The 12,222-nt window shown below is 72.8% G+C and carries 11 protein-coding genes; 9 read left to right on the plus strand and 2 right to left on the minus strand.

Annotated features, from left to right (window positions below):
* Positions 1-58: 58 nt before the first annotated feature.
* The 5 genes from GXW83_RS16225 (at position 59) to GXW83_RS16245 (ending at position 5,919) form a co-directional block, all read left to right on the plus strand.
* The gene (locus GXW83_RS16225) at positions 59-460 is read left to right on the plus strand and encodes a nuclear transport factor 2 family protein (protein ID WP_182443768.1); all 402 of its coding nucleotides are present in this window, start codon (positions 59-61) and stop codon (positions 458-460) included.
* Positions 461-596: 136 nt separating this feature from the next.
* Positions 597-2,258: an ABC transporter substrate-binding protein gene (locus tag GXW83_RS16230; protein WP_182443769.1), complete on the plus strand. Its 1,662-nt coding sequence runs from the start codon at positions 597-599 to the stop codon at positions 2,256-2,258.
* Position 2,259: 1 nt separating this feature from the next.
* On the plus strand, positions 2,260-3,198 hold the full coding sequence (locus tag GXW83_RS16235; RefSeq protein WP_225447029.1) for an ABC transporter permease: 939 nt from the start codon (positions 2,260-2,262) through the stop codon (positions 3,196-3,198).
* Between the two features lie 4 nt (positions 3,199-3,202).
* Positions 3,203-4,111, plus strand: coding sequence for an ABC transporter permease (locus GXW83_RS16240; protein ID WP_182443770.1), 909 nt, complete (start codon positions 3,203-3,205; stop codon positions 4,109-4,111).
* Positions 4,108-5,919, plus strand: a complete 1,812-nt coding sequence (locus GXW83_RS16245) for an ABC transporter ATP-binding protein (protein WP_182443771.1) — start codon at positions 4,108-4,110, stop codon at positions 5,917-5,919. Before GXW83_RS16240 ends, GXW83_RS16245 begins: the two co-directional genes overlap by 4 nt.
* A 54-nt stretch (positions 5,920-5,973) precedes the next feature.
* On the opposite strand, the gene GXW83_RS16250 is transcribed toward GXW83_RS16245, so the two are convergent.
* The gene (locus tag GXW83_RS16250) at positions 5,974-6,825 is read right to left on the minus strand and encodes a class I SAM-dependent methyltransferase (protein WP_182443772.1); all 852 of its coding nucleotides are present in this window, start codon (positions 6,823-6,825) and stop codon (positions 5,974-5,976) included.
* Positions 6,826-7,018: 193 nt separating this feature from the next.
* On the opposite strand from GXW83_RS16250, the gene GXW83_RS16255 reads away from it, so the two are divergent.
* The 4 genes from GXW83_RS16255 (at position 7,019) to GXW83_RS16270 (ending at position 10,527) form a co-directional block, all read left to right on the plus strand.
* Complete coding sequence (locus GXW83_RS16255) at positions 7,019-8,734, plus strand: glycerol-3-phosphate dehydrogenase/oxidase (protein WP_182443773.1); 1,716 nt, start codon at positions 7,019-7,021, stop codon at positions 8,732-8,734.
* A gap of 21 nt (positions 8,735-8,755) precedes the next feature.
* Complete coding sequence (locus GXW83_RS16260; protein WP_182443774.1) at positions 8,756-9,601, plus strand: MIP/aquaporin family protein; 846 nt, start codon at positions 8,756-8,758, stop codon at positions 9,599-9,601.
* Positions 9,602-9,752: 151 nt separating this feature from the next.
* Positions 9,753-10,208: a hypothetical protein gene (locus GXW83_RS16265; protein WP_182443775.1), complete on the plus strand. Its 456-nt coding sequence runs from the start codon at positions 9,753-9,755 to the stop codon at positions 10,206-10,208.
* Positions 10,209-10,302: 94 nt separating this feature from the next.
* On the plus strand, positions 10,303-10,527 hold the full coding sequence (locus GXW83_RS16270; RefSeq protein ID WP_182443776.1) for a hypothetical protein: 225 nt from the start codon (positions 10,303-10,305) through the stop codon (positions 10,525-10,527).
* Between the two features lie 61 nt (positions 10,528-10,588).
* On the opposite strand, the gene GXW83_RS16275 is transcribed toward GXW83_RS16270, so the two are convergent.
* The gene (locus GXW83_RS16275; protein WP_182443777.1) at positions 10,589-11,803 is read right to left on the minus strand and encodes a hypothetical protein; all 1,215 of its coding nucleotides are present in this window, start codon (positions 11,801-11,803) and stop codon (positions 10,589-10,591) included.
* Positions 11,804-12,222 lie beyond the last annotated feature (419 nt).

Below are 12,222 nucleotides of genomic sequence, written 5' to 3' on the forward strand. Positions count from 1 at the left end.
CGCCGCCCGGCCGGGCTCCCCGGCCGGGCGGCTCCCGTGCCCGCCCCGAGGAGCCGCCATGACAGCAGAACTGACCGTCCAGGACCGGGAGGAGATCCGGCAGCTCCTCGCGCACTTCGCGCACGTCTTCGACAACGGCCGACGCGACGCCCTGGACCAGGTGTTCACCGAGGACGGCAGCATCGAACTGGTCCGCGAGCAGAGCCGGTTCTTCCACGGCCTGGACGCCATCAGGGAGTTCAACGAACGCCTGGGCGAGCGCTCACCCGACCACCACACCCTGGACACCGTGCTGACGGTCGATCCGGACGGCACCGTGCGCGGCCACAGCCGCTACCTGGCGATGCTCGCCGACGGCAGCGTCCACAACGGCGACTACCTGGACGTCCTGGTGCGCACCCCGCAGGGGTGGCGGATCCGGCAGCGCCGCTCCGTGCCCCGCTACCCGGTTGCCGACTAAGGGTCCGCTAGGGGTGGGCTAGGGGTGCGGCGGCCCGGGCGGGCGTCGATAGCTTCGGGGCATCCCCGGGCCGCGCAGTCACCGGCCCCACCCCGCAGCGCATCCCAAACCCTCCCGCGCCCCTAGGAGTTCGAGCATGTCCCGATCCAGATACCGAGGCATCCCGCTGCTCGCCGTCAGTACCACGGCGGCTCTGATGCTCACCGCGTGCAGCTCGACCGGCACCACCGCGGCCGCCACCGGCAGCGGCTCCGGCACACCGGTGCACGGCGGGACGCTCACCTACGCCGTGGACACCGAGCCCGTCTCCTTCGACATCCAGGTCAACCAGCAGGACATCACCGGCGCCATCGACCGGAACATCGTCGACTCGCTGGTCTACCAGGACGACAAGGGCGGCTTCCACCCCTGGCTGGCCAGCTCCTGGACGGTCTCCAAGGACCTCCGGACCTACACCTTCCACCTGCGCAGCGGCGTCACCTTCACCGACGGCACGCCCTTCGACGCCGCCGCCGTGAAGACCAACTTCGACCGCATCGTCGCCCCCGCCACCAAGTCCCAGTACGCGGCCAGCCTGCTCGGCCCCTACGCCGGGACCAAGGTCATCGACAAGGACACCGTCCAGGTCTCCTTCACCCGCTCCTACGCGCCGTTCCTGCAGGCTGCCAGCACCCCACAGTTGGGCTTCTACTCCCCGGCCGCCATCGCCGCCCACGGCTCCCAGCTGGGCGCCGGCGGGCCGGTCGACGTCGGCACCGGACCGTTCGAGTTCGCCGGCTACACCAAGGGCCAGAGCGCCGTCCTCACCCGCAACCCGAACTACCGCTGGGCCCCGGCGACCGACGTCAACCAGGGCCCGGCCTACCTCGACAAGCTGGTGTTCCGCTTCCTGCCGCAGGACTCCACCCGGGTCGGCGCCCTGCAGAGCAACCAGATCCAGGTCGCCGCCGCCGTGCCCCCGGTGGACGTCAAGAGCCTCAAGGCCGACTCCGGCCTGCAGGTGCTCACCAAGACCGCGCCGGGCGCCGTGTACAGCCTGATGCTCAACGCCTCGATCGCCCCCTTCGACGACGAGCGGGTGCGCCAGGCTGTTCAGCACGGCATCAACGTCGGCACCGACGTCCAGAGCGTCTACTTCGGCCTGTACCCGCGCGCCTGGAGCCCGATCTCCCCGGCCACCCCCGACTACGACAGCGCCCTGCAGAACAGCTGGCAGTACGACCCGGCGCTCGCCGACAAGCTGCTCGACCAGGCCGGTTGGACCACCCGCAACGCCGCCGGATACCGCACCAAGGACGGTAAGCAGCTCACCATCGAGTGGCCGCTGATGCCGCAGCAGTACATCCGCGAGCAGCGCGACATCCTCGGGCAGGCCATCCAGGCCGACCTGAAGAAGATCGGCATCGCGGTGGACCGCCCCCGGCTCGACATCGGCACGTACATCACCAAGGTCTACGGCGGCCAGGAGGACATCGCCGACTACAGCTGGTCCGGCGCCGATCCGGACGTGCTGCGGCTGTACTTCAACAGCTCCAGCCAGCCTGCCAAGGGCGGCGAGAACGCCACCTTCTACAAGGACCCCCAGCTCGACACCTGGACCTCGCAGGGCGAGGCCACCCTGGACCCGGGCGTCCGCAGCCAGGTGTACGCGCAGGTCCAGCAGCGCGTCACCGACCTGGCCCTGGACATCCCGCTGTACGTGGAGACCACCATCGACGCCGCCTCCAGCAGCGTGCACGGGCTCACCTTCGACCCCAACACCTGGCTCGTCTTCCACGACACCTGGCTCGGGAAGTGACGTGAACCTCCCCGCCCTGCTCCGCGGCATCGTGAAGCGGCTGGCCGGCGCGGTCGCGGTCCTGCTCGGGGCCGCCACCGTGGCGTTCGTCGCGCTGCAGCTGATCCCCGGCGACCCGGTCACGGTCATGCTCGGGCCCGGCAACGCCGCCACCCCGGCCGTCCGCGCCCGCATCCGGGCCCAGTTCGGGCTGAACCAGCCGGTGGCCCTGCAGTACCTGCACTACCTGGGCAACCTCGCCCGGGGCGACCTCGGGGAGTCCTACCAGCTGCAACGGCCGGTCACCGCGCTGATCGGCGCGCAGCTCTGGCCGACCGTCCAACTCGCCCTGGTCGCACTGGTGCTGGCCGTCGCCGTGGCGGTGGGCGTGGCCGTGGCGACCGCCGGGCGACGGCCGGCGCTGCGGGCCGCCGCGGGCCTGGTCGAGCTGCTGACCGTCTCCAGCCCCTCGTACTGGATCGGCATCCTGCTGCTCACCGCGTTCTCGTTCCAGCTGCGGATCTTCCCGGTCGTCGGCGACCAGGGGCCGTCCGCGCTGGTGCTGCCCGCGGTGACGCTGGCCCTGCCCATGGTCGGCGTGCTCGCCCAGGTGCTGCGCGAGGGGCTGGAGGCGGCACTGGACCAGCCGTTCACGGTCACCGCCCGCTCACGCGGGCTCAGCGTCGCCGCCGTCCGGCTGCGCCACGCGCTGCGGCACGCCGCCGTCCCGCTGGTGACCCTCACCGGCTGGCTCGCCGGATCGCTGCTGGGCGGGGCGGTGCTGGTGGAGACCGTCTTCGGCCGCCCCGGCATCGGCGCGCTCACCCTGCAGGCCACCACCAACAAGGACATGCCGCTGGTCATCGGACTGGTGCTGCTGTCGGCCCTGGTCTTCGTCGCCCTGTCCACCGCCGTGGACCTGCTGTACCTCGTCATCGATCCACGCCTGAGGACTGGGTGAGCCCATGACCGAACTCGACACCGCCCCGCCCGGCACACCGGCGTCCGCCGCCGCGAGCCCCCGGCGCACCGCCGCCCGCAGAGCCCGGGCGGTCCGGCCGGGCCGTGGCGGCCGGGTGACGCTGGTACTGGCGTCGGCCGTGCTGCTGCTGATCGTGCTGGTGGCAGCCGACCCCGGCCTGTTCAGCAGCGCCTCACCGATCGACACCGATCCGCTGCACGCCCTGAGCGCCCCCAGCGGCGCGCACTGGTTCGGCACCGACCAGCTCGGCCGCGACATCTTCACCCGGGTCCTGTACGGCGCCCGCCCCTCGGTGCTGATGGGCACCGGCGCGACCCTGCTGGCCGCGGCCGGCGGCGCGGTCCTCGGCCTCGCGGCGGCCCTCGGCGGACGCGTCGCCGACCAGGTGCTGATGCGGCTGGCCGACGTCCTGCTGGCGCTGCCGCCGATCCTGCTGGCCCTGCTCGCCGTCACCATCCTGGGCAGCGGCCCGGTGAACGTGATGATCGCCATCGCCGCCGCCTACGTCCCCGGCTACGCCCGGATCGTCCGCGCCGAGACCCTGGTCATCCGCCGGTCCGGCTACGTCGAGGCGGCCGTCGGGCTGGGGCTGCCGCGACCGCTGCTGATCCTGCGCCACGTCGTCCCCAACGCCCTGGGCCCGATGCTGGTGCTGGCCACCGTCGGCTTCGGCTCCGCGCTGATCGCCGCCTCCGGGCTGAGCTTCCTGGGCCTGGGCCCGCAGCCGCCCTCGCCCGAGTGGGGCGCCATGCTCTCCGAGGGCCGCGACTTCCTGCAGACGGCCTGGTGGCTGGGGATCTTCCCGGGCGCCGCGATCACCCTCACCGCCCTCGTCGTCAACACCGTCGGCCGCCGCGCGCAGTCCGGCTTCACCCGAAGGACCACCCGATGACGCCCCCACTGCTCACCGTGGACGGCCTGGACGTCTCCTTCGGGCCGGTGCGCGCAGTCCGCGACGTCTCCTTCACCCTGGACGCAGGCGAGTGCCTGGCCGTCGTCGGCGAGTCGGGCTCCGGCAAGAGCGTCACCGCCCGCACCCTGGTCGGCCTGACCGGCAACCGCGCCGCCGTCACCGCCCGCACCCTGGCCTTCGACGGCGACGACCTGACCGCGCGCAGCGAAGCCCAGTGGCGCGCCCTGCGCGGCCGCCGGATCGGCCTGGTTCTGCAAGACGCCCTGGTCTCGCTGGACCCGCTGCGCACCGTGGGCGCCGAGGTCGCCGAGCCGCTGCGCACCCACCGCCTGCTCGCCCGCGCCCAGATCCGCCCGCGCGTGCTGGAGCTGCTGGACGACGTCGGCATCCCCGACCCGGCCCGCCGCGCCGAGCAGTACCCGCACCAGCTCTCCGGCGGCCTGCGGCAGCGCGCCCTGATCGCCTCCGCCGTCGCCGGGGGACCGCAGCTGCTGATCGCCGACGAACCCACCACCGCGCTGGACGCCACCGTCCAGGCCCAGGTGCTCGACCTGCTGGACTCGCTCCGGCGGCAGGGCACCGCGCTGCTGCTGATCAGCCACGACCTGTCGGTCGTCGGCAGGCTCGCCGACCGGGTCGCGGTCATGTACGGCGGCCGGATCGTCGAGACCGGCCGCGCCCGGCGGGTCCTGGACGACCCGCGCCACCCCTACACCCGGGCCCTGCTGGACGCCGTGCCCGCCGCCCACACCAGGGGCGCCCGGCTCTCCGCCCCCGCCGCCGCCCTCCCCGCGGCCGGTGCCGACGGCTGCCCCTACGCCGCCCGCTGCGCCGCCGCCGACGACCGCTGCCGCGCCGCGCTGCCCGCACCGGACGACTCCGGCACGCTCTGCTGGCACCCGGGCACGGCCGCCCCGAGGGCTGCCACGAAGGCCGCCACGAGGGCTGCCAGCCGTAGAGCCGCCTCGGCCGTCACCCTCGAAGCAGACCCGGCTGAGGCCCCGGCCCAGGCCCCGGCCCAAGCGGAGGTCGTGCTGCAGGCCGAGTCGGTCTCCAAGCGCTACCGCGCCCCCGACGGCAGCCACTACGACGCGGTCCGGGACGTGTCCTTCACCCTGCGCGCCGGGGAGACCCTGGGGCTGGTCGGCGAGTCCGGCTCCGGCAAGACCACCGCCGCCCGGATCGTGCTGGGGCTGCTGGAGCCCGACTCCGGCAGCGTCCGCTTCGGCGGCCTGCCGTGGAGCGGCGTCCCCGAGCGGCACCGCCGCCCCTCCCGGCTGCGGATCCAGTCCGTCCAGCAGGACCCGCTGGGCTCCTTCGACCCGCGCTTCACCGTGGAGCGGGTCGTCGGACAGGCCGTCGCCCGGACCGGGGTGCGCCGTGGCCGGGAGCGCCGGGCCCGGGTCGGCGAGCTGCTCGACCGGGTGGGCCTGCCCGCCGGGCTGCTCGGCCGCCGCCCGCTGGAGCTGTCCGGCGGCCAGCGCCAGCGGGTCGCCATCGCCCGCGCGCTGGCGCCCGCCCCCGACGTCATCGTCTGCGACGAGCCGGTCTCCGCGCTCGACGTCTCCATCCAGGCGCAGATCCTGGACCTGCTCGCGGACCTGCGGCAGGACCTGGGCGTGGCGCTGCTGTTCATCTCGCACGACCTGGCCGTGGTCCGCCACCTCAGCGACCGGGTCGCGGTGATGCAGGGCGGCCGCATCGTGGAGACGGGGGAGGCGGAGCAGGTCTTCGACCACCCGGCCGAGGACTACACCCGGGAGCTGCTCGCGGCCGTGCCGGCCTGAACGGTCGGCCGGTCCGAGCGGTCCCGGTACGGGTCGTGCCCCGGCCGCCCGCCGTCAGCGGCGCGGGCCGGGGCCGCCGCCGGTGCCCGAGCCGGTCCCGCTGCCGGTGCGGACGATGCCGAACAGCCCCTCGCGGTCGGCGGAGCGGCACACCAGCGCCTCCGCCCCGCCCGGCGCCCTGGTCCACGGCTCGAAGCCCTGGTGCGTGCTGATGTCGTCCACCAGCATCACCCCGCCGGGCGCCAGCACCCGGGCGATCCGGTCCATCTCGAAGCGGGTGTTCCTGGCTGTGTGCAGACTGTCGTGCACGAACATGTCGACCGTGCCCAACTCCCGTGCCAGCCGCGGCAGCCGCCGCCTGCTCGAACCCTCGACGTAGGTCCACCGCGAGCGCACCGGGCCCGGTACGGCCACGCCGGTCTGGTCGTGCAGCCCGCGTTCGAACGGGTGCGGCAGGTCGATGCTCCACAGGTGGCCCCGGTCGTTCTCGGCCAGCCCCTCCAGGATCACCCGGGTGATCACGCCCCGCGCCACCCCGGTCTCCACCACCACCTCGGGACGCCGGTGCAGCACCGTGCACCACACCGCGCGGGCCAGGCACTCGTCCGCGTCGCTGTACGCGCCGTAGGTGTGGCGGCCGAAGTCCAGCCCGCGCTGCCGCAGCTCGTCGGCGATGCCCGCCCACAGCTCGGAGGCGCGCGTTGTCTGCGGGCACGGCCACGGCGCGCCCAGCAGCCGGTGCAGCTCGGGCTCCCAGGACTCGTCCACCCGGTAGTCGACCGGGTACTCCAGCCGTCCGGTCAGCTCCTCGGGGACGTAGAGCAGGGCCTCCACCGGGTCGGCGGCCAACGCGCGAGCGAACCGACGGACCCGGTGCTGACCTGCGGAACGGGCCGTACCAGCCATGACCTCAGCATAGGTGGGCGCCCCGGACCGCACCTCGGCGGACGCGCGCGGCGCGCCCGGGGGCGGCGTGTCGCTACCCGTTCGGCCGCAGCGGGGGCCGCAGCGGGTGCGCGGACGGTCACTGCTTGTTCGGATGGCCTCGGACGCACAGCACCGTCCGTGCCCCTGTCGATGCCGCTGAAGGAGCAGACTGATGAAGCCGGTCGCCCTGTCGCCACAGTCCCGCGAGGACGCGTTGAACGCCCTCGGCTCGGGCGTGGAGTTGGACATCCTGGTCGTGGGCGGCGGTGTGGTCGGTGCCGGATGCGCGCTGGACGCCGTCACCCGCGGCCTGAGCGTGGGCCTGGTCGAGGGCCGTGACTGGGCCAGCGGCACCTCGAGCCGCTCCAGCAAGCTGATCCACGGCGGCCTGCGCTACCTGGAGATGCTGGACTTCCGCCTGGTGCAGGAGGCCCTCAAGGAGCGCGGCCTGCTGATCCAGCGGCTCGCACCGCACCTGGTGCACCCGGTGAAGTTCCTCTACCCGCTCAAGCACCGGGTGTGGGAGCGGCCGTACGTCGGCGCGGGCGTGCTGCTGTACGACACCATGGGCATCACCTCGGGCAACGCCCGGGGCCTGCCGCACCACCGGCACCTCACCAAGCGCCGGGCGCTGCGCGAGGTGCCCGCGCTGAAGGCGGACTCCCTGGTCGGCGCGGTCCAGTACTGGGACGCCCAGGTGGACGACGCCCGGCACACCATGACCATCGCCCGGACCGCCGCCTCGTACGGGGCGCACGTCGCCAACCGCACCCGGGTCACCGGATTCCTGCGCCAGGGCGAGCGGGTGAGCGGCGCCGTGGTCACCGACCTGGAGACCGGGAGGGTGCTGGAGGTCCACGCCAAGCAGGTGATCAACGCGACCGGGGTGTGGACCGACGACACCCAGGCGCTCGCCGACACCCGCGGCCAGTTCCACGTCCGGGCCTCCAAGGGCGTCCACATCCTGGTGCCCCGGGACCGGGTCAACTCGCAGTCCGGCCTGATCCTGCGGACCGAGAAGAGCGTGCTGTTCGTCATCCCCTGGGGCCGGCACTGGCTGATCGGCACCACCGACACCGACTGGGACCTGGACAAGCAGCACCCGGCGGTGAGCTCCCGCGACGTCGACTACCTGCTGGAGCACGTCAACTCGGTCCTGGAGACCCCGCTCACCCGGGACGACGTCGAGGGCGTGTACGCCGGGCTGCGGCCGCTGCTCTCCGGCGACGCCGCCGACACCAGCAAGCTCTCCCGGGAGCACCTGGTCGGCCACCCCGTGCCCGGCCTGGTCGTGGTCGCGGGCGGCAAGTACACCACCTACCGGGTGATGGCCAAGGACGCCGTGGACGAGGCGGTGCGCACCCTGGACGGCGCCTCGGCCGGGCCCTCGGTCACCGAGGAGGTGCCGCTGGTCGGCGCGGACGGCTACCCCGCGCTGTGGAACCGGCGGCAGAACCTGGCGCAGGAGTCCGGGCTGCACGTCGTCCGGGTCGAACACCTGCTCAACCGCTACGGGTCGCTGATCGGCGAGATCCTCGACCTGCTGAAGGACGACCCCTCGCTGAGCACGCCGCTGCCCGGGGCGGACGACTACCTGGAGGCCGAGGTGGTGTACGCGGTCACCCACGAGGGCGCCCGCCACCTCGACGACGTCCTCACCCGGCGCACCCGTGCCTCGATCGAGTCCTGGGACCGGGGCCTGGCCGCCGCCGACAAGGCGGCCCGGCTGATGGCCGGACCGCTGGGCTGGACCGAGGAGCAGACCCGCGACGAGGTCGAGCACTACCGCAGGCGGGTCGCCGCCGAACGCGACGCCCAGCAGCAGCCCGACGACCGCACCGCCGACGCCGCCCGGCTCGACGCCCCCGACATGCTGCCCCTGAACTGACCGCACGAAAGGACACCCCCCATGGCTTCGGCCTCCAGTCCGGCCCTCCGGCCAGCACCCAGCGCTACCCGCATCCTGCTCGGTGAGGTGCTCGCCGAGTTCATCGGCACCATGCTCCTGCTGCTGTTCGGGGCGGGCGTGGTCGCCCAGGTGGTCGCGGCCGGTGTGGGCGACCACGACAGCATCGCCTGGGCCTGGGGCCTGGGCGTCATGATCGGCGTCTACGTCGCCGCCCGGCTGTCGGGCGCGCACCTGAACCCGGCGGTCACCGTCGCCCTGGCCACCTTCCGCGGCTTCTCCTGGCGCAAGGTCGTGCCCTACGCCCTGGCGCAGACCCTGGGCGCCTTCGTGGCCGCGCTGCTGGTCCGCTGGAACTACACCGAGGTGCTGGCCAAGGCCGACCCCGGGCACACCCTGAAGACCCAGATCGTCTTCTCCACCCTGCCCGGCAACGGCACCTTCCCGGTCAGCGAGTGGGGCGCGCTGCGCGACCAGGTCATCGGCACGGCCCTGCTGCTGCTGGTCATCATGGCGCTGACGGACCTGCTGAACACCGCCCCCAAGGCCAACATGGGCCCCTTCATCACCGGCCTGCTGGTGGTGGCGATCGGCATGTCCTTCGGTACCGACGCCGGCTACGCGATCAACCCGGCCCGTGACTTCGGCCCCCGGCTGGCCAGCTTCATCACCGGCTACCACCACGCCTGGCGTGACCAGTACGGCAACCTGTACTTCTGGGTGCCCATCGTCGGGCCGTTCGTCGGCGGGCTGCTGGGCGCGGGCATCTACCAGTTCGTGATCGCCCGGTTCCTGCCCAGCGCCGAGGCGGAGCCCGCCGGCCGGGTGGTGACCCAGGACGAGAACTAGCTTCTCCCACCTCGCTGGTGAGTTGTCAACCTGCTGACGGCATATACCAGTTTCGTCCCTGACAGTGTTCTCTGTCAGGTTCCTGGTGACAGCGGCCCACCGGCAGGGGAGCATGTGCGGTGGGGGACCACTGAACACAGGCGAGGAAGACATGAGCGCACCTGCTGTCCGGAATGAGATCGTCCCGGCCGCCCCGGCCGGAGCGGTACTGGTTCCCGGCATACTGACCGCGCCTCAGCACGTCATCGACGACCTCACCCGCGACATCACCAGTGCCGCGGGTGCGGTCGCGTCCATGCCCCCCGACGCCGACAGCGACATCACCATCTCCACCCGCACCTCCGTCACCTTCGCCGCGTCCAGCCAGGGCGGCGCCCTGCAGGCCGCTGCGGACTGGAGCCGGACGGCGGCGGCCGAGGACGCCCAGATCCACTCCACCGGCTGGGCCCGCATCCCGGCCATGGACGACGACGACGGCCGCCCCACCTACGAGCACCGCTTCACCCTGGTCGTCTCCTGGCCCGACGAGGCCACCGGCGAGTACGTCGGCGACGTCCACACCCCCGACCGCGCGGAGCGCGGCTGGCAGCACCACCCGGGCGCCTAGGCCCGCCCGTTCGCTCCGGCACGGCGTGCCCGAGGGGGTGGCGGCCCGGCCGTGTCGGGATGCCGAACGGGCGATCCCGGTCGATGCTGTAGCCATGGACAGTGCACTCACGGGCGTGATCCTGGACATCCGGATCACGCAGGGCGACATCCTGATGGCCCACGTGCTCAACGCCTACCAGAACCCGGTCGGCGAACCCGAGCAGGTGCGGACCAACGCGGACGTGGAATGGCTGCGGGAGCGCTACGCCATCCTCAAGGACCGCGTCCGCTGCTCGCCGGAGGTGCAGCGGATCCTGGACGTGAACTCGGTGGAGTAACGCAAGCAGCCCGCCCCGGCCGGCGCGAGCGCGCCGCCCGAGGCGGGCCGGTACCCGCCGGTCAGGCGCCGGAGGCCGCCGTGTAGCGGGCGCGGTTGTTCTCGCCCACGTGCTCGGCGACGACACCCTCCGTGGCCATGCTCTTGAGGACCTTGCGGAAGTTGGTGGCGTCCGAGGTCCGCCACTCGTCGCCCATGACGGTGCGCGAGACGTCGCCGGCCGACTGCGGCTCGGTGGCGGCCTGCAGCGTCGCCACGATCTTGGCGCGGTCGGCGCGCAGCGTGCGCTCCCCGGCGTCGGCCGGGGAGGCGGCCGCGACCTTCTTGGCGGCGCGCTTGCGGGCACGCGCCGGGGTCGACGGCGTCTCCGCAGCGGCCGACGGCGCGTCAGCGATCGTTTCTGCAGGCGTGGCCGCAACGGCCCGCGAGGGACGCTTGGCGGTCTTCTTCGCGCCCGTCGCCTTCGCCGCCTTCTTCGGAGCAGCCTTCTTGGGCGCGGCCTTCTTCGGGGCCGTCCTGGTCGCGGCCTTGCGGGTGCGGGCCTTGGGCGCCGCCGCGACGGACTCGGCGGCTGCCTCCTCCGCCGCCTCCACGGGCTGGACCGCCTCGACCGCCTCGGCGACCACGGCGGCGGCCTCGGTCACCGCCACGGTTCCGGTTGCGGTCTCGGCGGCCGAGTAGAAGGCGGTGCCGGACTGGGTGGACTTCGTCGCCAGGCCGGTCCTGGTCAGTGTGGCCAGCGCGCGGCGGACGGCCTGGGTGGCGGCGTTGTCCGCGTCCGGGCCGTTGACGGCTGCGGCGATCTCCGACACCTTGTGCACGCCGGGGGTCGTCTCCAGGAAACCGAGCACGTTGCGCTGGTTGCCGTTGAGCTTCCGGGCCTTGGCCGGTGCGGTCGGAGCCGCCTCGGGCTGGGCCGCCTCGGCGGCAGCGGGCTCCGCAACCGCCTCCACCGCCTCAACGGTCCGGACAGCCGCCACGGTTTCGTCCTGCGGCGCGGCGGCGGTGTCGGCCTCGGCGCGCGACTGGCGGGGCAGGGTGACGGTGGCGGACTCCGCCAACGCGCCGTCCAGCTCGCGCAACTTGGCGGCCAGCAGGTCACGGCTGGCGATCAGGCCCTCGATGGAGGACTGCTTGGATGTGAGTTGGTCGTTGAGCTGCGTCACCGCTTGCCGGGCGGCGTCGAGTTCACGCTCCAGCTCGCCCAACTGCTCGTTGAGGTAGCCACGGATGCCCGCGATCACCGACTCGAACGTGGTGGTTGATGCCTCTGCCATGAGCGCCTTACCCATCATTTGTAGCTAGGAGTGTTCCCGTGATGGTAGACACAACTTCCCGGAGTTTCGTCCCCAAGCGTTGAATTTCATCCGGCCGAGTTTCCTGCCAACGCCCTTGGCAGCAGGTTCCGGTACGGCCGAGGACGCCGCCGATGGAACTGATGCATCGTCATATGGCTTCTCTGGCAGCTGGGTTGGGATTGGACGAGCATCCCGTGCGGGTGGTTGTTCCGGCTCTGCGGCAACGCGTGTCCAACTGCGTGGATCGGAGCTCGCTTTGAGCTGTGCACGCCCACATGTGGGTCGTCAACGATGCGTCGGCGCCTCACCAAGGGAATCCGTGTTCGATAACGCATGCGTGTGAGCGACTCGGCTCCGCCGTGCCGCCGGGTTGTGGCAGGAACGGTTCTGCTCTGCTC

Source organism: Streptacidiphilus sp. PB12-B1b, from assembly GCF_014084125.1.
Taxonomy (GTDB): Bacteria; Actinomycetota; Actinomycetes; order Streptomycetales; family Streptomycetaceae; genus Streptacidiphilus.